Source organism: Vreelandella sp. 21, assembly GCF_050995515.1.
GTDB lineage: Bacteria > Pseudomonadota > Gammaproteobacteria > Pseudomonadales > Halomonadaceae > Vreelandella > Vreelandella alkaliphila.
Genome location: NZ_CP194673.1, coordinates 1,294,868 through 1,312,665 on the forward strand (window position 1 = coordinate 1,294,868; position 17,798 = coordinate 1,312,665).

A 17,798-nucleotide genomic window follows, 5' to 3' on the forward strand; every position below is an offset into this window, starting at 1 on the left:
CCGGAGAGGCTGACGTTGAACGACGATACTTCCCCTGCAGCCATATTGCGTAAACGGCTTTATTGGCACTCTCGCCGTGGCATGTGGGAGCTTGACCTGCTGCTGATACCGTTTCTTGAACACCGCTTTGATGAACTGAGTGAAGATGAGCAGTTGGCCTATCAGCGCTTAATTGAGGAAGAGGATCAAGATCTCTTTGGATGGTTGATGCGTCGTGAATGGCCCGAGGAGCCATCATTAAAGCGCATCGTGCAGATGATCGTAGAGCATGCAGAAAATACCGATAACTCTGCTTATCGCACGCTCTAAAATCCAGTGCGCTTTTCACGCATTCTTGGCATTCGGGTTGTGTGCGGTGACGGCGTGGCTTATTGGCCCATGGATAGCGTTACTTGCGGCAGTAATCGCGATACTGTTGCTGGGCCGTGAGTATCGCTATCAACCCATAGGGGAGTTAAGAGTTTCGAAAAGCGGCAATCGATTAAGTGCGCAGTGGTTATCGGAAGAGGGTGAACTTGAAAGCGAACAGCCTGTTAACGCTGATTACGTGGGCCCTTGGTTAATCGGGCTCCATGTCGGGCCGCAATGGCTTTGGTTGTGGCCAGATAGCTTGCCAGCACACAGTCAGCGTTCGCTGCGGCGTTTATGCCATCGTCCCGGGCGCTAGCTGATCAAGTGACATCTCCGAAGCCGCTGTATTTTCCTGGTGCTTAGGCCAGTCGATAGAGTAATGCAGTCCTCGTGATTCATGTCTTTGAAGTGCCGCTAATACCGTCAACTTTGCAAGCCACAGTGCTTGCTGTAAACGCACGCTTTCAGGGTGGCTGCGCTTGCCAGCAGTGCCTTCAGAAGCGTTGTTAGAGCCTTTCTTTGAGCTGTCAGCAACACCGTCAAGACTGCCGTTTAGAATGTCGTTAAGCTGCGTCTCAAGTTCGTTCAGCTTATGGTGAGCGATATTTAGCCCCTGATTGCTGCGAACAATCGAAACATGCTGGCTCATTGTTGCCCGCAGTTCGCTACGTATAGTCGCCAGGGCTTCCAGGGGCGTGGATGACCACTGCTGACCCTGCAGCGGCATTGTATCGCGGGTATCGCTAAGAATCTCTTTAGGTGCAACTGGGCGTGTTTGTGCGCGTTTTTCCTGCGTGCGTAAGTGCTTTGCGCAGCTTCTGGCGTATACCAGACACTCCAATAGTGAGTTGCTAGCCATGCGATTTGCGCCATGTAGGCCTGTGTAAGCAAGCTCTCCAACCGCATAGAGATTAGTGACGTGAGTTGCACCGCGGTGGTCTGTGGCAACACCGCCACAGCTGTAATGAGCGGCAGGCACTACTGGAATGGGTTGGCGGGTTATATCAATTCCCCGGGAGGCGCAGTGTGCCAAAATAGTAGGGAAATGGTGGCGAATAGCGGCTGCTCCAAGGTGGCTGATATCTAGCCACACATGCCCTTGGCTGCTTTGTTGGATTTGCGAATCGATTGCTCGAGCAACGACGTCTCTGGGAGCCAGCTCAGCGCGAGAATCAATATCGGGCATAAATCGATGACCGGCCTCATTTAGCAGGTGTCCGCCTTCTCCTCGTACGGCTTCGCTAATTAAAAAAGCAGGTCCTTCTGGGTCAAACAGACAGGTAGGATGAAACTGCTGAAACTCAAGATTCATCAGTTTTGCGCCCAGTTCAGCGGCCATCACCATGCCTTCCCCGCTGCTTGGTGATGGGGTGGTGGTGTGCCGATAAAGGCCGCTTGCACCGCCTGTTGCTAGTACGATGTGCTTGGCAAGCAGTGTTTGTTGATGCTGTTGTTGATCTACGCCTTCCGCGCCAATACAGCGGCCTGTGGCATCGCTGATTAAGTGCAGGATGGTTAAGTCACTGCGCTGAGTAATATTGGGGTGAGAAGTGACTTTTTCGTACAGCGTATCGACTACCGCGCGTCCAGTTGCATCGTCAGCATGAATAATGCGGCGTGCGTTGTGGCCGCCTTCCCGTGTTAAGTGATAAGGGTAGCGGGCGCTCGGGTCTGGATCCGGTGTAAAGGGGACGCCGTTGTCGATTAGCCACTGAATGGCATCTGGGCCGTGTGTCACGGTAAATCGAACAGCCTCTTCATCACATAGGCCATCGCCAGCAATGAGCGTATCTCGCACATGGGCATCTAGGTCGTCGTCTGGTGAGAGTACGGCTGCTATTCCGCCCTGCGCCCAGCGGCTGGCTCCCTGGTCATCCAGAGCAGGCCTAACCAGGGTTACCGAAAGATGGTCAGCAACTTCAAGGGCTAAAGTTAGGCCGGCGACGCCGCCGCCGATGACAAGTACGTCGGATATTGGCGAGCTCATGGGGCCGGATCCTCTTTTTACATTCAAACGCAGTGGGTGCTAAATGCTTCGCGTGCTGTAGACAGCAGAGGAAGGCATCATAGCGTGACTGTTGTCACTTGGCGATGAGGGGCTGTGAAAAATTGCTTTCAGCGCATATAGATAGCGCTAAACGCTCTGATGCGATATTTAAGAGGGGGTAAGCTATTTGGCGATTGGATAAAACAGGAGGGGCAAAAAAGAGGGGTAATCAAAAAATTGCAGAGCCTTGTAAGAAGCACAAAAAACGCTTCTCTAGCGCTCTTAAAACAATATGGGAAACGTTTACCGCTGAAAGAAGGGGAGGTGCTAATTAAATATGGTGCCCGGAGCCGGACTTGAACCGGCACGGAGTTGCCTCCGAGAGATTTTAAGTCTCTTGCGTCTACCAATTTCGCCATCCGGGCAGTGCATCGCAGGAATATTGCTATTCATCGCCACACTAAAATGGAGGCTGGAGTCGGAATCGAACCGGCGTACACGGAGTTGCAGTCCGCTGCATAACCACTCTGCCATCCAGCCTAACAAGTCGTTGGAGCGAGAAAGTAGATTCGATCGGACTGGCGTTCCAGCTCACGACCCTCTCTTGCTTTACCACGCTATCCAAGTTGGAGCGGGAAAGGAGATTCGAACTCCCGACCCTCGCCTTGGCAAGGCGATGCTCTACCACTGAGCTATTCCCGCTCGACTCGAGGGCGAATTATACGCATCGCTACGCGCTTGTCAATTAATGAATTTGTCTGGAGGTTCAGTCGCCTAGAGAGTCGATCACATGGAACGACTCAAGTGAGGCCAGGCTGCTTTAAGGTACTGCGCCATGGACCACAGCGTAAGAATGGCTGCAGCGTAAAGAACAACCACACCCATTAGCGCAAACTCATGTCCTGGAGGGAAGGCCAGAAGTATGAGCAAGGCAACCATCTGCAGTGTTGTTTTAAGCTTACCGATCCAGGACACCGCAACCATACCTCGCTTGCCCATTTCGGCCATCCACTCACGTAGTGCCGAAATGACGATTTCGCGGCCGATAATGACCAATGCGGGCAGTGTTAATACCAGTGTGTCAAAGCGCTCAATGAGTAGCGCCAGTGCAACCGCGACCATCAATTTATCAGCCACAGGGTCGAGAAACGCGCCAAACGGCGTTGATTGATTCCAGCGGCGGGCTAAGTAGCCATCTAGCCAATCGGTGATTGATGCTAGCGCAAATAAGCCTGCAGCAACTGGCATACTCCAACTGAAAGGTAGATAAAAAAGCACTACTAACAGTGGAATAAAAACGATTCTTGCCAGAGTAAGTATGTTGGGTATATTCATCGCGGGGCGCGATCCTTGCCGGAGAGTCATGGAAGACGGAGTGTAGTGGGGGATATTCTATCCCCCTTGGTGCTTAGCATCCATGTTAACAGTAGGTTTATCCATTTAGGGATTGGTAAATTGTCTCAGCGAGCGAGGCATTAATGCCAGGTACGCGCGCCAACTCATCGCGGCTAGCTTTCTGAACGCCCTGCAAACCGCCGAAGAAGCGTAATAATTCGCGCCGTCTTTTAGGGCCTATGCCGGGAATGTCTTGAAGCGTAGAGGTGCGGCGTGCTTTGTCACGTTGAGCGCGGTGGCCGGCAATGGCAAAGCGGTGAGATTCATCGCGAATATGCTGAATTAAGTGTAATGCTGGCGACGCGGGGTCAAGGGGTAAGGGATTGTCAGTGGTTTCTAGAAAGAGCGTTTCCAGGCCTGCTTTACGAGTGGTGCCTTTAGCAACGCCGAGCAAAATGATATCGGTAACCGCTAGCTCGTTTAACACGCCGCGAGCCATGTTCAACTGACCTTTACCGCCATCGACAATCAAAATGTCAGGCGCCACTGCCTCGCCACTTTTTACCCGTTTAAGGCGGCGTGTTAGTGCTTGTTGCATGGCTGCATAATCATCGCCTGCGGCGACGCCTTCGATGCGGAAGTGGCGGTAATCGCTCTTGCGTGGGCCCTGATGGTCAAATACTACACAGGAAGCAACGGTTGCTTCCCCATGGCTGTGGCTAATGTCAAAGCACTCAAGGCGCTGGGGTATTTTGTCCAATGCGAGTGCTTTCTGGAGGGCTTCAAATCGCTGAGTAAGCTGGGTTTTGTTAGCCAACTGCGAAGCAAGCTGTTGCTCGGCATTTGTCATAGCCAGATGCTGCCACTGTGCGCGATGCCCCCGAACTTGGCTAGTGACGCGAACGCGTTTACCCGCTTGTTGTGAAAGTGCGTCGGCAATCAGTGGACTATCTTCAAGTGGGTGGCTGGTAATTACTTCACTGGGTACGTTGTGGGGTTGGCCAAAGTAGTACTGGCTAACGACTTCCGTCAGCAGCATGCCCAGTGGCAGGTCGAGATCGTTTTTAGGCGTGTGATGGCGAGCGCCCAGTAAGCGGCCATCGCGAACGCTAAGTATTGATATACCTAGCGCCCCAGGGCGTTGGGCCAGCGCAAAGACGTCGGCATCACCACTTTCGTTATCGACAAACTGGCGTTGCTGTAACTGGCGTAGCTGCTGTATTTGGTCACGCAATCTTGCTGCTTCTTCAAAATTCAAAGCGCGGCTGGCCGTTTCCATCTCCTCGCTAAGAAGTTGGGTGACGTGTTCGCTTTTACCTTCAAGGCACATTACTGCATGCTCAACGTCGCGTCGATAATCTGCTTCCGAAATGAAGTCAACGCAAGGCGCGCTACAGCGCTGAATTTGGTATTGCAGGCATGGTCGAGAGCGGTGGGCAAACACGCTGTCTTCACAATTACGTATGCGAAAAATTTTCTGCATCAGCGCTAGGCTTTCTTTCACCGCTCCGCTACTTGGATAAGGACCTAAATAGCGGCCATCTCCTCGACGCTGTCGCGCACGTTTATATTCAAGCGCAGGGTAAGCGTGCCGATCGGTCACAAATACGAAAGGGTAAGACTTGTCGTCTCTTAGCAGAATGTTATAGGGCGGACGCAGTTCTTTTATGAGCGTCTGCTCTAGCAGCAGGGCCTCTGTTTCGCTACGGGTGACGGTAATTTGGATATCTGCAATTCGTGCCACCATCGCCTGGGTTTTGGTATTAAGCTGGCCACGGAAATAGCTAGCAAGCCGAGCTTTTAGGCGCTTGGCTTTGCCGACATAGAGAGTGTTGCTGTGCTCGTCCAGCATCCTATAAACACCGGGCGAGGCACTGACAGAGCTTAAAAATTGCTTGGCATCAAAAGTCATGGCTGGAAATCGGCGCTTCTAGGCAACGGAAGCTGCGATGGTAGGTCTATCCCAGCATGGCGTCAAAGCCCTCAACTAAACCGTGGCGTAGTGCCAGGTGGGTAAGCTCTACATCAGTAGCGACCTCTAGTTTGTCAAATAGCCGATAGCGATAGGTGTTCACTGTTTTGGGGCTAAGGTGCAAGCGGTCTGAAATATCCTGGACGCGCTGGCAATTTACAATCATAAGGGCGATTTGTAGCTCACGATGCGACAGGTGTCTAAACGGATTGTCTTCGTCAGTAAAATGGGAAAGCGCCAACCGCTGGGCGATTTCTTGGCTGACATAGCGCTTTCCGTGAAAGACTTGGCGGATAGCGTCGGTCATTTCTGACGTGTCAGCCCCTTTGCTGAGGAAGCCAATCGCACCCGCTTCCAGCATGAGCCGTAACGCACTATCTTCAATGTGAGCGGTTAATATGAGTACTTTGACGTCTTCCATTGTTCTATGGATGCGGCGAGTAGCTTCGAGTCCGCCAATGCCCGGCATGCGAATATCCATCACGACAATGTCAGGCTTTAAGCGACGGCATTGAGCCACTGCGCTTTCGCCATCGTCGACCTCACCTACGACTTTAATATCGCACTCTTCGTTTAGCAGATGAGCAATGCTGGTTCTCACTAGGTGATGATCATCGGCGATTAAAACTTTGATCAAGGTGCAGGCTCCTGCATGAAATCATCGTAGTGGTGGGCGTAAGCCGCGTTGCATGATATAGAGTGCCACAGCTCTAACCAAAGGAGAATTTAGTTGATAGTTGTTCATGATTAGCTTGACGCTGAGCAAATTACTGGCGTAGTATCTCGCCGCTGCTCAATGAGTGGTTTGAAAAAGCGGCATGTAAAACTATGTGGGGCCTTAGCTCAGCTGGGAGAGCGCAACACTGGCAGTGTTGAGGTCAGCGGTTCGATCCCGCTAGGCTCCACCATTTTACAGACCCACAGAATCCAAAAAAACGCCTCGTTACCAGTAACGAGGCGTTTTTTTTTGCTTATCATTTTCAATTGATGGTTCGTGCGGGGATACATGCGAGAGTACGTGTGAGAGTGCGTGTGAGAGTGCGTGCTGTTGGGCATTCGCGTAACTGAAAGCCTGTGTTAAAAAGCACGTACCCTCAGGTGTTACTCGTTGGCAATTCTGCCAAGCAGCAAAAATTCGATTAACGCCTTTTGTGCATGCAGGCGATTCCCCGCTTCTTGCCACACGACAGCGCGCGGATCGTCCAATAAGGTAGTGCTGATCTCTTCACCGCGGTGGGCAGGTAGGCAGTGTAGGAAAAGCACATCAGGTTGTGCGCTATCAAGCATTGCCTCAGTGACCTGGAAGCCTGCAAAGTCTGCTTCGCGCTTAGCTTGTTCTTCTTCCTGCCCCATGGATGCCCACACATCTGTCGTGATCAAGTCGGCGTCTTTGGCAGCCTCGTGGGGGGTGTGATGCAACGTTACACAGTCCCCGGCGGCTTCCATAATGTCAGCGCGCGGTTCATAGCCTTTAGGGCAACAAACGCGCAGTTTGAAACCAAACTGACGGGCGGCATTAATCCAGGAGTGGCACATGTTATTGCCATCACCTACCCAAACAGCCGTGCGTCCTTCTACACTGCCACGCAGCTCGGTCCAGGTCATCACGTCTGCTAGCAATTGGCAAGGATGATAATCGTCACTTAACGCGTTAATCACAGGCACGCTGCTAGCGTTGGCATAGGCTTCTAAGCCTGCGTGTGAAAAGGTCCGAATCATTACCGCATCAACCATTTCGGACAGTACGCGGGCGGTGTCTTCAATCGGCTCTCCACGCCCTAGTTGGGTGTCGCGGGGAGAGAGGAAGAGGGCGTGACCGCCGAACTGCGCCATGCCGGTTTCAAACGACACACGGGTGCGAGTCGATGATTTTTCAAAAATCATCGCCAGCGTGCGGTTAGGTAGCGGCGTATAGATGGGGCCGTTAGCCTTGAGCTCGGTTTTGATCTTAATCGCACGCTGAATCAGGTACGCCAGCTCATCTGGGGTTAAATCCAGCAAGGTTAAGAAATGGCGTGTCGCCATGATGATATCTCTCCGCGCAAAAACACTATCCTAGCGATGCGGCAGGGGATGCGCAACGCGCTTGGCATGCGTAGAATGACGACCCACATGGTAAGGCCGAGTAGTTTGCTCAAGTATTAGGTTGCACGGCAACAAAAGGTAATCTTCGGCTTTAAGGGTTAAAGCTAGTTAACGAATTGCGTAAACTGGCGAGATAACATCACTTGTTTTAGGAGCACATCATGAGTACGACTGCCGAAAATATTCAGCGCCAAATTAGTGAAAACCCCATTCTTATCTACATGAAAGGTACCCCCCAGCTGCCGCAGTGTGGTTTTTCTGCACAAACAGTGCAGGCGCTGATGGGCTGCGGTGAGCGTTTTGCCTTTGTTAACGTGCTGGATAATCCAGATATTCGCGCTGAGCTGCCAAAAATTGCTAACTGGCCGACCTTCCCGCAGCTTTGGGTGGAAGGCGAATTGGTTGGCGGCTGCGATATCGTGATCGAGATGCATCAAAGTGGTGAGCTCGAAAAGCTGATCAAAGAAGCTGCCCAGCGTGCTGGCGCTGCTGAAAGTGACAACAACGCTTAACGTTTATTGCCCAATGCCGCTTGGTCTAGTGGACTGCTAGTCTATTGGGCTGAGCGGTTGGCGGGCTGCAGCGCAGCCGCTAGAATGGTGTCCTTTTCGCATCGACAGTTAGCCCGCCAAAGGAAGTAATGCTCAATGAGCTATCAGGTTCTGGCCCGCAAATGGCGGCCGCGTACATTCCACGAGCTCGTGGGCCAGGCCCATGTTCAGCGCGCCTTGGTCAATGCACTCGACCAAGGCCGTCTTCACCATGCCTACCTATTTACGGGTACTCGCGGGGTGGGCAAGACCACCCTTGCGCGTATCCTGGCTAAATGCCTTAACTGCACCGCAAATGGCCGCGGTAATGAAGGCATTACCTCGACGCCTTGCGGTCAGTGCGACAGCTGTCGCGCGATTGATGAAGGCCGATTCGTTGACTTGATCGAGGTCGATGCTGCTTCGCGGACAAAGGTTGAAGATACCCGAGAGCTGCTTGATAACGTGCAGTATGCGCCAACGCAAGGACGCTATAAGGTGTACCTGATTGACGAGGTACACATGCTGTCGACCAGCAGTTTCAATGCGCTGCTTAAAACGCTGGAAGAGCCGCCACCCCACGTGAAGTTTCTGCTGGCCACCACAGATCCGCAAAAGCTGCCCGCCACCGTCCTATCCCGCTGTTTACAGTTCACGCTTAAGCATATGCCCCCTGAACGGGTGGTAGAGCACCTAACCTATGTGCTGGGGGAGGAAGGGGTCGAGTATGATGAGAGCGCTCTGTGGCTGTTAGGTAAGGCCGCGGAAGGTTCTATGCGCGATGCAATGAGCCTGACCGATCAAGCCATTGCCTTTGGCCAGGGTGCGATTCGCCATGCGGATGTCGCTGCCATGCTGGGTACCTTGGATCATCGCCATGTGTTGGCGCTGGTAAAAGCGCTGGCTGATGTTGATGTTCAGCGACTGCTAGCCGAGGTTGCTCAGTTATCGGAGCAGGGGCCTGATTTTGCAGCAGTATTGGATGAATTAAGTGCGGTTTTGCATCGCTTGGCCGTGGCGCAGATGGTGCCTGATGCCGTTGATAATAGTCACGGTGATCGAGCGCTTATTCAACAACTGGCGAGCCGCTTTACTGCCGAGGATATTCAACTCTATTACCAGATCGGCATTCAAGGGCGCGGCGACATGGTGCATGCACCTGATCTGCGCAGTGCGCTAGAAATGACGCTATTGCGAATGCTGGCGTTTCGCCCCCAGGGGGTGCCAAAGCCTGCTGCCACGCCGCTTCCGCTGCGCCGAGAACCTTCCAGTGACACTGTTTCCCAAACAGCGGTGTCGCATGAGCCTGTCTCTCCTGAACCTGCTGCTCAGGTAGCTGCATCTGAGGATAGCTACGCACCTGAACCAGTCTCTGCCCATGAGCCAGCGGTAAAAAAGCCTGAGCCTGCGCTGCCGAGCAATCAGGCCAAAACGCCTGACTCAGCCGCGGTGCAGGCGAGTGCTGCCCCGGGTGCAACTGACGAGTTAAGCGCGCCTGACGCTGTTTCATCAGAGCAAGCGCCACCCTGGTCGCTTGACGAGGTGGAGAGTGCCGCCATGCTTTCTTCAGAGCCAGAGCCAGAGCCAGAGCCAGAGCCAGAGCCAGAGCCAGAGCCAGAGCCAGAGCCAGAGCCAGAGCCAGTTTCCAGTGAGGTGCCTGCCAATGCTGCTAGCAGCCAGGTCGCTGCTGACGATCGTCTAGACCATGCTGGGTGGCTGGCATGCTTCAGTGCCCTTGGGTTAGGCGGCCTTACCCGTAATTTGGCAGCGCACTGTCAGCTTGAAAGCGATGATGGCCACACTGTGGTGCTGCGGCTTGACCCTGGGCAATCCGCTATGCAGGCCGATGTTCACAATGGTCGTATTGAGCGCGCGCTAAGTAGTTATGGGCTGCCTCGGCGAATCGAGTTTACGGTGGCTGATTTAGCGCCTGATCTTGAAACTCCCCGCCAGCAGGAAGAGCGTCAGCAGAAAGAGCGCCACTCGTTGGCTGTTGATCTATTACACCGCGACCCCAATATACAGAAGCTACAGCAGGCATTTGGGGCTACTCTCATTGAGTCAACCGTTAAACCCACGTCTGACAAGCGTTCTTAGCCGCTGACGATTGACTCGCGATGCTTATTTTTTATTCCTTCAGGAGATAACCGCATGTTTAAAGGTGGAATGGGCAACATAATGAAGCAAGCCCAAGAGATGCAGGAAAAGATGCAGCAGATTCAAGAAGAAGCTGCTAAAGCGGAAGTCCATGGCGAAGCGGGCGCCGGTATGGTGAAAATCACCATGAACGGCCGCCACGATGTTACCAATGTCACTATTGATCCCAGCGTTCTTGAAGAAGACAAAGAGCTGCTGGAAGATTTGCTCGCCGCTGCCGTGAATGATGCTGTTCGAAAAGTGGAAGCAAACTCCAAAGCGAAAATGGAAGAAGCGACGGCAGGCTTGAACTTGCCGCCCGGCTTTAAGATGCCGTTCTAAACATGCGCTTCTCCCCGCTTGTTGAGCAACTGATGGACGCTTTTCGCGTGTTGCCGGGCGTTGGGCCAAAAACGGCCCAACGCATGGCCATGCACCTGTTAGAACGCGAGCGCCCAGGAGGGCAGCGGTTGGCAGCGGTAATTCAGCAGGCCATTGAAGAGGTCGGTTATTGTCAGCGCTGCCGTACGTTGACCGAAGCAGATATCTGCGCGCTGTGCGAAAGCCCCCGTCGTGATGATGCGCTGCTGTGTGTAGTCGAGTCGCCTGCTGATCAGCTTGCTATTGAAGAGGCGGGTGGCTTTCAAGGGCGTTACTTTGTATTGCATGGTCACCTTTCTCCGCTGGACGGCGTCGGCCCAGATGCCATTGGATTGGATCTATTGGAAAGCCGCGTCGCAGAAGGCAACATTCGCGAAGTAGTGCTTGCCACCAATCCCACCGTAGAAGGCGAAGCGACAGCGCACTTCATTGCCGCCCAACTTGCTCACTACGGTGTCTCTTTTTCGCGACTCGCCTATGGTGTTCCTATGGGAGGGGAGCTTGAGTATGTAGACGGTGGTACGCTAAGCCGCGCCTTTAATGGTCGCCAGCCTTTCGCCAGCGATTGACCTTATAAAAAAACGCAAGCGCTTTTGCGATTGTGCCAACCCGGAAGTTTGCTTTGTCCTCTTTAGCCCCCTCGTTGTATCAATGGATTGATAGTGCCGACGCCTTAGATGCTGCATGCGAGCAAGTTGCCGGTGCCAGTGTGATTGCCTTAGATACTGAATTTTTCCGTGAAAACACGTTTTTTCCGGTGCCAGCGCTTATTCAGTTCACCACCGGTGACATGGCGTATTTAGTGGACCCGTTGAGCACGCCTTGCACCGCTGCTTTTCGTGATTTGTTGCAGAAGAATAGTGCCATCAAATTACTGCATGCCTGTAGCGAAGACCTCGAGGTGTTCCAGCACTGGGCCGGCGTATTGCCAGCACCGCTTATCGATACGCAAGTCGCTCAGGCTTTTTTGGGAGAAACTCCCGGCATGGGCTATCAAAAATTGGTAGAGCACTGGATGGGGGAAACGCTGCCTAAAGAGGAGACGCGTTCCAACTGGTTAGAGCGCCCCTTAACGCCCTCCCAGTGCGAATATGCGGCGTTAGATGTTATCTATTTGCTGAAGGTTTGGGGGCTTCAAGCGGAGAAGCTTGAACAACTGGGGCGGCGCGAATGGCTTGACGATGAGTGTGCCAGTCTTATCGAGCAGGCAGGTCGCAGCGTAGAGAGCGATGGCCAATGGTATACGCGCCAGCGGCAGTTGTGGCGCCTTGATCCTCGCCAGCTTGAAGCCTACCGCTTAATGACCATCTGGCGGGAAGGCGAAACCCGCCGTCGGGATTTGCCGCGTAATTGGTTGGTTAGCGATAAGTTGTTGTTCGCGGTGGCTGAAAAAATGCCTAAAAATCGTTATGAGCTAGCAGAAATTGAAGGGGTTAAGCCGCCCCTGGTTAAAAAAGAAGGCGATACGCTGCTGTCGCTGGTGAAACAGGCTCAGCATTGCCCCGAAGGTGATTTACCGGCGCGCTGGCCAGACCCGATGCATCCTGTGTTTAAGCGGCGCTTTAAAGCACTTAAAAAAGTAGTGACGGAGAAGGCTGCTGAGCTACAAATAGCGCCCGAGATGTTGCTGCGGCGGCGAGATATTGAGGCGCTTGTGATGCAGCGGCTTGCTAACCAGCCATTAACCACTCCTGGCGGCTGGCGTGATGCCTATTTAACTCAAGAAATTCATCAGGCGCTTGAGGAGTTGTCGTAATGAGCGAGAAACTGCTTTGTGAGATTTTAAAAAGCTCACGCAAAGACGAGATGTATCTCTACATAGACAAACAGAAAGGGTTGTCATCCGTGCCCGACGCATTGATGGATACCTTCGGTAAGCCAGTGCCGGTGCTTACAATGATACTGACTGCCGATAAAAAGCTGGCTCGAGTGAACGCTGCTGATGTGATGGATGCAATCCAAGAGCAAGGCTTTTACCTGCAAATGCCGCCTGCGAAAGAAGCCTATTTGCTGGATGTTCACCGCGCTCAGGCGGCTAACCGCGAATGAGCGTTATGAGCTTCTTACCATGAACGTTCTGCCATGAGCGTTTTGCCATGAACTTTCTTGCCCATGCTTGGCTTGCTCATCCTGGTAGTGATGAGTTTCTGTACGGAAATCTGATTGCTGACGGCGTGAAGGGGCAAGACTTAACGGCTTGGTCGCCAGATGTTGCTAGCGGCATACGTCATCATCGCCGCGTGGATGCCTGGATTGATCGGCACCCAAACGTTTTAGAAGCAAAGCGGCGCGCGCCGCACGCTCAGCGGCGTTATGTCGGTATCGCGTTAGATATCGTGTGGGATCATTTTCTTGCTCGTCAGCAGGCGGGAGAGCAGCAGCACCAGTTAATCGAGCGCTGCTATCAGTTGTTACAGGCTTGGCCTGCGCCGCAACGGTTGTCTACCATGATGCCGTTGATGATTAAGCATGACTGGCTGCACCGTTACGCTGATTTTGACTTTACCTGCCGTGCAGTAGCTGGCATTGGTCAGCGGCTATCGGGGCCGAACCGCTTAGCAGAGTTAGTGCCTTGGCTTTACGAAGACTATCCATGCTTAGCGGCCGACTTCGCAGTGTTATGGCAAGAGTGTCGTGCCACACTAACCAGCAGCGGTGGTGCTGCGGAGAGTGGGAGTTATTCAGACATGTTGAAAGTAAAGGGAATCAATGATGGTGGCGGCCATGCGTGAGCGCTTCTGGGAAAGATACTCGCTAGAAGAATTAACGCCCCAAGAGTGGGAGGCGTTATGCGATGGCTGCGGCCAGTGTTGCTTGTTGAAGCTCCACGACGATGAAACGCAAGAATTAGCGGTGCTTAACGTTGCCTGTCGGTTGCTGGATATTCACAGTTGCCAGTGCAGTGACTATGAAAATCGCTTCGATAGCGTACCCGACTGTACACAACTGACGCCTGAGCTCGTCAAAGAGTTTACCTGGCTGCCGCACACATGTGGCTATCGGCGTGTTGCTGAAGGGCGCAAGCTAGCAGGATGGCATCCGCTGCTGAGTAACGATGCTGAGCGCGTTCACCGGAAGGGCGTCAGCGTAAGAAGCTTTGCGGTTTCCCAAGATGACGTGCCCGAGCGCCTTTTGGAAGAGCATATTATCGCTGTATTGCCGATGTCTTAAACCTAACAGTCGCCCTCCCTGGCATGCTCACTAACCGCTGGCTAACGGTAATAACGTTAGCTGGCGGTTTTGCTTTTTGTACTATCCCAAATGGTTAAAAACGCTTCTTTAAACGGTGAGGGCTGTGGCTTCGCTGTGGCTTCTCGCGTCGCCGCTTGATCGGTTGGCGCTGTTGTCTTTGGCGGGGTATCCCAAATTGTTGGAAACTGTTCCTGATAGCTCATGGTCTGCTCCTGATTTTGTGAACTAGGCGTTTGTCTATAAAACTTATAGGTAGTATGACGTAAAAAACACTTCATGGAAAACATTTCCATAAAGTGTTTTTTCACAAAAAAAGCAGCGCCTGGGCGCTGCTTGAATGTTATTTTCGAGCTGTCGGCTATTTCTTGATAAGCAACTATTGCGCTTGCTTTGCCGCGTCCATAGGGGCTAGCCCGAGTGCCCACAGGATAAATGCGTCTTGGCGAGCCGTATCTCGCCAAGCTTTGAACCTGCCGGATGCGCCGCCGTGGCCGCTGGTCATGTCGGTGTGAAGCAGTACAGGAGCATTGCCTTGCTGTGCCTCGGTAACGCGGGCATAAAATTTGGCAGGCTCCCAGTAACTAACACGAGTATCAAACCAGTTGCCCTCTATCCATAGCGCTGGGTAGTGCTGGGCGCGTATGTTGTCGATAGGTGAGTAGCCAGCGATACGCTCGGCGACTTCTGGGTCTTCAGGATTGCCCCACTCACTATATTCGGCGGTGGTAAGCGGTAACTCTGGGTTCTGCATGGTACGGAGCACATCCAGAAACGGCACCTCCAATACCGCTGCGCAAAATGCCTCAGGTTTACGATTGACGCAGGTGCCGACTAGCAAACCGCCTGCGCTTGCCCCGCAAGCCACGATCCGTTCTGGCTGGCTAAGCCCCTCGTTTACTAGCGCCTCTCGGGCAGCTAAGAAGTCGTTAAAGCTATTCTCTTTATGAGCCATTTTGCCATTTAGATACCATGGCTCGCCTCGCTCACCGCCGCCGCGTACGTGGGCGACTGCAAATGCTGCGCCACGCTCCAGTAGTTCGAGCCGAGCAATTGAGAACCAGGGGTCAAGCGCTTCACCATAGGCGCCGTAACCATACAGCAACGTGGGCAGTGGTTGGCCGGCTAAGTCAGCGCGCATGACAATGGATACTGGCACGCGTTCGCCGTCAGCGCTGGTTGCCCATATGCGCTGGCTGACTAGTTGATCAGGCAGCAGTTGGCCGTAAACGGGGACTTGCTTTAGCAACGTACGTTCACCGCTATCCAGGTTTAGCGCGTACCAGCTGGGAGGGCGAGTGAACGACTCTTCGCGTAGATGTACGGTATTTGCATCGAAGTGTGGCGAATCTTCTAGCAGCTGCGAGCAGGGCGTTCCAGGTAGTTCGATATGCTTATCTAGTGTGAGGTTGTGATCTTTATCTAGCACTAAGCGGCGTAACATAACCTGGGCATCGCGATGGCTTCGCTCGGCGATGATTAGCCCCCATTCAAACGCATCGATCCCTTCTAGGGTAGTGTCTTCACGGTGAGCTATCAGCGACTTCCACTCGGGAGCAGGGTTGCTTTGTTGATCAGCGCGTGTGAAGTCGAGCTGAAAATGCGGGCCTGCGAGATTTTGTAAGCGATAAAACGTACCAGGGCGATGATCAATGCTCACTTCAACCCCTGCCTGGCGGGCATGTAGGCACATCGGGGAAGCATGGGGCTGATCTGCCGGCACGGCATGGATTTCTGTTGTATCTTTCGAACCGCTTTCAATCAAAAGCCATGCTTTCGAGCGCGTTTTGCCAATCCCAATCCAGAACTCCGGATCGTTCTCACGCATTACTAAGGTTGGTTCAGCAAGGCGCTCTGGCGTTGAAAACGGTATCCATACACGCCAGATGGAGTCCGGGCGCTGAGTGTCATCAAAGCGTGTAAATAGCAGCGTTGCGCCGTTGGTTGTCTCATCCTCTGCCCAGCATACGCTAGCGCCAATATCGCTTAGTAGTTGCTGAGGTTTGCCGTTGGGGAGTGCTTTTAACCACAGTGTGAAGCGCTCGTCGCCCTGGGTATCTTCCGTCCAGGCGAGCCACTGTTCATTCGGGGACAGTGCCATGTCGCCCATGTCATAAAAAGGCTGATCGGCGGCACGTTCACGTACGTCAAGAAAGCACTCGTCAGCACCGGGTTGGCTGTTAGGGTGGCGCCACCAGCAAGGGTAATCATCCTCGGCGGCGGTATTGCTCCAGAACGTAAAGTGGTCAAGAGCTGTCTTAAGGCTGGTTATTGCCAATTCACGACGCGCTAAGTGGTTTTGATAAAGTGTTTCAGCAAGCGGCCGTAAAGGAGCAAACCATTCATCATGCTGATGGTTGGCGGCTTCTAAAAAAAGCGATACGTCAGGCGCATCACGCTCTTCTAACCAGTGCCATTCTGGAGAATTAGCGCGATAATAATGTGTGACAGGCGAGCCTTCGTGCTTATCAGGCTGTGCTTTCATAAATTGATAGGTACCATAACGGGAAATCAACGTCGGGTGTCTCCACCCACATGAGGGGTATTATGCTGTTTGAAGACTCAATGTCACTGCTGTGGTTAAGTTATTACGTTCTTTCACTGATCGTGCTGGTCGCTGTCTACTTTGCGCTAGCATTTTTGCCTCGCCTACCGCGTTTGATGATTACTTGGTGTGTGGCGGGAGCGATGTGGATGCCTGCAGGATATCAGTTACCGTTGATAGAAGAGGGTGAGTTCTATACCGGCTGGGCACCGGCTGCCATGGTGTCTGCGGTTGCTTTTCTTGAGCATAGCACCAGTGCACTACGTGGTGGTTTACTGTGGTTGATTTTAGGCATTGCCTTAGGCGCATGTGTTGGCATTGCCCTGTGGTGGTGGCGTAGGCCAGAACCTTATGATGATGTGTCTCAGCATCAGTCCCAGGAAGAAGATCCTCAGCCAACCCGACGCCGGGAACCAGTGATTAACTAATGCGAGTACAAGGCGCGATGATGGAGCTAGCCGATGTGTGAGTTACTAGGCATGAGCGCCAATGTTCCTACCGATATTTGTTTCAGCTTTTCCGGCTTTTTACACCGCGGCGGGGGCACCGGCCCTCACCGCGATGGGTGGGGCATCGCATTTTACGAGGAGGGCGGTTACCGTGAATTTCGTGACCCCCACCCCTCGGTTAATTCCCCGATAGCCCGCTTAATCTGTGAATATCCTATCAAGTCCAATGTAGTGATTAGCCATATTCGCCAAGCAAATGTAGGCGGCGTACGGCTGGCAAATACACACCCATTTACCCGTGAAATGTGGGGGCGGCCCTGGTGCTACGCCCATAATGGCCAATTGAGCGATTGGCAAAAGTTGCCATTAGGTACGTACACCCCGGTAGGTAACACAGATAGCGAACACGCTTTCTGCTGGCTAATGGGCGAACTGCGTCGTTGTTTTCCCACGCCGCCTGCGTCTCCTGAATCATTGTGGGAGCGTTTGCACGGGCTATGTGAAGAGTTGCGCGGACTAGGCGTTTTTAACCTACTGTTATCTGATGGCGTTTACTTATACAGCTACTGCTCGACCAAATTGGCTCATATCACACGACGCGCGCCCTTTGGCGAGGCGGAGCTGTCCGATGCAGAGTTGACGGTTAATTTTATCGAGCATACGACGCCTAACGATATTGTCTCTGTGATTGCCACCGAACCACTTACCCAAAATGAAGCGTGGCAGCGAATGGTTCCAGGCGAATTATTGGTATGGCGCGAGGGAGAAATCAAAGCGAGCTACGGTCATAGTAAACAGGATGACGACATAGCGTGAGCGACAGCAACAGGGCAGTGCT

Annotated in this window: 19 protein-coding genes and 4 tRNA genes; 13 read left to right on the top strand and 10 right to left on the bottom strand. The window is 53.0% G+C overall.

All coding sequences use genetic code 11. The features are described 5' to 3' along the window. The first annotated feature begins 15 nt into the window (after positions 1-15). Both ACN06F_RS05995 and ACN06F_RS06000 read left to right on the top strand, forming a co-directional pair. The gene (locus tag ACN06F_RS05995) at positions 16-309 is read left to right on the top strand and encodes a succinate dehydrogenase assembly factor 2 (RefSeq protein WP_009722716.1); all 294 of its coding nucleotides are present in this window, start codon (positions 16-18) and stop codon (positions 307-309) included. Between the two features lie 46 nt (positions 310-355). After that, on the top strand, positions 356-667 hold the full coding sequence (locus ACN06F_RS06000) for a hypothetical protein (RefSeq protein WP_433924838.1): 312 nt from the start codon (positions 356-358) through the stop codon (positions 665-667). Here the strand turns inward: ACN06F_RS06000 and nadB are convergent. From nadB to uvrY, 7 genes are all read right to left on the bottom strand, one after another. Beyond that, entirely contained in the window at positions 644-2,338 is a 1,695-nt protein-coding gene (gene nadB, locus ACN06F_RS06005; protein WP_433924839.1) for an L-aspartate oxidase, read from the bottom strand. The two genes, ACN06F_RS06000 and nadB, sit on opposite strands and share 24 nt — an antisense overlap. A gap of 338 nt (positions 2,339-2,676) precedes the next feature. Then, a tRNA-Leu gene (locus ACN06F_RS06010) sits at positions 2,677-2,763 on the bottom strand. Positions 2,764-2,804: 41 nt separating this feature from the next. Then, positions 2,805-2,878 (bottom strand) — tRNA-Cys (locus tag ACN06F_RS06015). Positions 2,879-2,965: 87 nt separating this feature from the next. After that, a tRNA-Gly gene (locus ACN06F_RS06020) sits at positions 2,966-3,040 on the bottom strand. Between the two features lie 84 nt (positions 3,041-3,124). Beyond that, a complete protein-coding gene (gene pgsA / locus ACN06F_RS06025; protein WP_038482886.1) occupies positions 3,125-3,673 on the bottom strand; it encodes a CDP-diacylglycerol--glycerol-3-phosphate 3-phosphatidyltransferase in 549 nt (182 codons plus the stop codon). Between the two features lie 97 nt (positions 3,674-3,770). Beyond that, positions 3,771-5,585, bottom strand: coding sequence for an excinuclease ABC subunit UvrC (uvrC, locus tag ACN06F_RS06030; protein ID WP_038482889.1), 1,815 nt, complete (start codon positions 5,583-5,585; stop codon positions 3,771-3,773). Between the two features lie 46 nt (positions 5,586-5,631). Next, positions 5,632-6,282, bottom strand: coding sequence for a UvrY/SirA/GacA family response regulator transcription factor (gene uvrY, locus ACN06F_RS06035; protein ID WP_038482893.1), 651 nt, complete (start codon positions 6,280-6,282; stop codon positions 5,632-5,634). Positions 6,283-6,477: 195 nt separating this feature from the next. On the opposite strand from uvrY, the gene ACN06F_RS06040 reads away from it, so the two are divergent. Next, a tRNA-Ala gene (locus ACN06F_RS06040) sits at positions 6,478-6,553 on the top strand. Between the two features lie 193 nt (positions 6,554-6,746). On the opposite strand, the gene argF is transcribed toward ACN06F_RS06040, so the two are convergent. Beyond that, entirely contained in the window at positions 6,747-7,670 is a 924-nt protein-coding gene (argF, locus tag ACN06F_RS06045) for an ornithine carbamoyltransferase (RefSeq protein ID WP_198350143.1), read from the bottom strand. Between the two features lie 221 nt (positions 7,671-7,891). Here argF and grxD point away from each other — a divergent pair, with 221 nt between their 5' ends. The 8 genes from grxD to ACN06F_RS06085 all read left to right on the top strand — a co-directional run bounded on the left by grxD (position 7,892) and on the right by ACN06F_RS06085 (position 13,948). Continuing rightward, positions 7,892-8,242 carry a Grx4 family monothiol glutaredoxin gene (gene grxD, locus ACN06F_RS06050; RefSeq protein ID WP_038482899.1) on the top strand — a complete coding sequence of 117 codons (351 nt, stop codon included), beginning with the start codon at positions 7,892-7,894 and terminating at the stop codon, positions 8,240-8,242. A gap of 135 nt (positions 8,243-8,377) precedes the next feature. Next, the gene (gene dnaX, locus ACN06F_RS06055) at positions 8,378-10,357 is read left to right on the top strand and encodes a DNA polymerase III subunit gamma/tau (RefSeq protein WP_433924840.1); all 1,980 of its coding nucleotides are present in this window, start codon (positions 8,378-8,380) and stop codon (positions 10,355-10,357) included. Between the two features lie 54 nt (positions 10,358-10,411). Further along, entirely contained in the window at positions 10,412-10,738 is a 327-nt protein-coding gene (locus ACN06F_RS06060) for a YbaB/EbfC family nucleoid-associated protein (protein ID WP_038482905.1), read from the top strand. 2 nt (positions 10,739-10,740) lie between these two features. Then, positions 10,741-11,346 carry a recombination mediator RecR gene (recR, locus tag ACN06F_RS06065; RefSeq protein ID WP_198350141.1) on the top strand — a complete coding sequence of 202 codons (606 nt, stop codon included), beginning with the start codon at positions 10,741-10,743 and terminating at the stop codon, positions 11,344-11,346. 53 nt (positions 11,347-11,399) lie between these two features. Then, complete coding sequence (rnd, locus tag ACN06F_RS06070) at positions 11,400-12,533, top strand: ribonuclease D (RefSeq protein ID WP_038482911.1); 1,134 nt, start codon at positions 11,400-11,402, stop codon at positions 12,531-12,533. Further along, positions 12,533-12,826 (top strand): YcgL domain-containing protein, encoded by a 294-nt coding sequence (locus tag ACN06F_RS06075; protein ID WP_038482913.1) that lies wholly within the window; start codon positions 12,533-12,535, stop codon positions 12,824-12,826. Before rnd ends, ACN06F_RS06075 begins: the two co-directional genes overlap by 1 nt. A 47-nt stretch (positions 12,827-12,873) precedes the next feature. Then, a complete protein-coding gene (locus ACN06F_RS06080; RefSeq protein ID WP_231658630.1) occupies positions 12,874-13,509 on the top strand; it encodes an ACP phosphodiesterase in 636 nt (211 codons plus the stop codon). Continuing rightward, positions 13,490-13,948, top strand: a complete 459-nt coding sequence (locus ACN06F_RS06085) for a YcgN family cysteine cluster protein (protein ID WP_038482916.1) — start codon at positions 13,490-13,492, stop codon at positions 13,946-13,948. Before ACN06F_RS06080 ends, ACN06F_RS06085 begins: the two co-directional genes overlap by 20 nt. A 56-nt stretch (positions 13,949-14,004) precedes the next feature. Here the strand turns inward: ACN06F_RS06085 and ACN06F_RS06090 are convergent, their stop codons facing one another. Both ACN06F_RS06090 and ACN06F_RS06095 read right to left on the bottom strand, forming a co-directional pair. Then, positions 14,005-14,172 (bottom strand): hypothetical protein, encoded by a 168-nt coding sequence (locus tag ACN06F_RS06090; RefSeq protein WP_167457126.1) that lies wholly within the window; start codon positions 14,170-14,172, stop codon positions 14,005-14,007. Between the two features lie 173 nt (positions 14,173-14,345). Beyond that, entirely contained in the window at positions 14,346-16,451 is a 2,106-nt protein-coding gene (locus tag ACN06F_RS06095) for a S9 family peptidase (protein WP_120387380.1), read from the bottom strand. Positions 16,452-16,513: 62 nt separating this feature from the next. Between ACN06F_RS06095 and ACN06F_RS06100 the strand changes: the two genes are divergently transcribed. Then, positions 16,514-16,939: a hypothetical protein gene (locus tag ACN06F_RS06100; protein WP_433924841.1), complete on the top strand. Its 426-nt coding sequence runs from the start codon at positions 16,514-16,516 to the stop codon at positions 16,937-16,939. A 33-nt stretch (positions 16,940-16,972) separates the two neighbouring features. After that, the gene (locus ACN06F_RS06105; RefSeq protein ID WP_231658633.1) at positions 16,973-17,776 is read left to right on the top strand and encodes a class II glutamine amidotransferase; all 804 of its coding nucleotides are present in this window, start codon (positions 16,973-16,975) and stop codon (positions 17,774-17,776) included. Positions 17,777-17,798: the final 22 nt, after the last annotated feature.

What these genes read in the sequence shown, in the direction of transcription:
- nadB (WP_433924839.1), bottom strand. Translation starts at nt 2,338, where the DNA reads ATGAGCTCGCCAATATCCGACGTACTTGTCATCGGCGGCGGCGTCGCC.
- pgsA (WP_038482886.1), bottom strand. Translation starts at nt 3,673, where the DNA reads ATGAATATACCCAACATACTTACTCTGGCAAGAATCGTTTTTATTCCA.
- uvrC (WP_038482889.1), bottom strand. Translation starts at nt 5,585, where the DNA reads ATGACTTTTGATGCCAAGCAATTTTTAAGCTCTGTCAGTGCCTCGCCC.
- argF (WP_198350143.1), bottom strand. Translation starts at nt 7,670, where the DNA reads ATGGCGACACGCCATTTCTTAACCTTGCTGGATTTAACCCCAGATGAG.
- grxD (WP_038482899.1), top strand. Translation starts at nt 7,892, where the DNA reads ATGAGTACGACTGCCGAAAATATTCAGCGCCAAATTAGTGAAAACCCC.
- dnaX (WP_433924840.1), top strand. Translation starts at nt 8,378, where the DNA reads ATGAGCTATCAGGTTCTGGCCCGCAAATGGCGGCCGCGTACATTCCAC.
- ACN06F_RS06060 (WP_038482905.1), top strand. Translation starts at nt 10,412, where the DNA reads ATGTTTAAAGGTGGAATGGGCAACATAATGAAGCAAGCCCAAGAGATG.
- recR (WP_198350141.1), top strand. Translation starts at nt 10,741, where the DNA reads ATGCGCTTCTCCCCGCTTGTTGAGCAACTGATGGACGCTTTTCGCGTG.
- ACN06F_RS06075 (WP_038482913.1), top strand. Translation starts at nt 12,533, where the DNA reads ATGAGCGAGAAACTGCTTTGTGAGATTTTAAAAAGCTCACGCAAAGAC.
- ACN06F_RS06080 (WP_231658630.1), top strand. Translation starts at nt 12,874, where the DNA reads ATGAACTTTCTTGCCCATGCTTGGCTTGCTCATCCTGGTAGTGATGAG.
- ACN06F_RS06085 (WP_038482916.1), top strand. Translation starts at nt 13,490, where the DNA reads ATGGTGGCGGCCATGCGTGAGCGCTTCTGGGAAAGATACTCGCTAGAA.
- ACN06F_RS06090 (WP_167457126.1), bottom strand. Translation starts at nt 14,172, where the DNA reads ATGAGCTATCAGGAACAGTTTCCAACAATTTGGGATACCCCGCCAAAG.
- ACN06F_RS06095 (WP_120387380.1), bottom strand. Translation starts at nt 16,451, where the DNA reads ATGAAAGCACAGCCTGATAAGCACGAAGGCTCGCCTGTCACACATTAT.
- ACN06F_RS06100 (WP_433924841.1), top strand. Translation starts at nt 16,514, where the DNA reads ATGCTGTTTGAAGACTCAATGTCACTGCTGTGGTTAAGTTATTACGTT.
- ACN06F_RS06105 (WP_231658633.1), top strand. Translation starts at nt 16,973, where the DNA reads ATGTGTGAGTTACTAGGCATGAGCGCCAATGTTCCTACCGATATTTGT.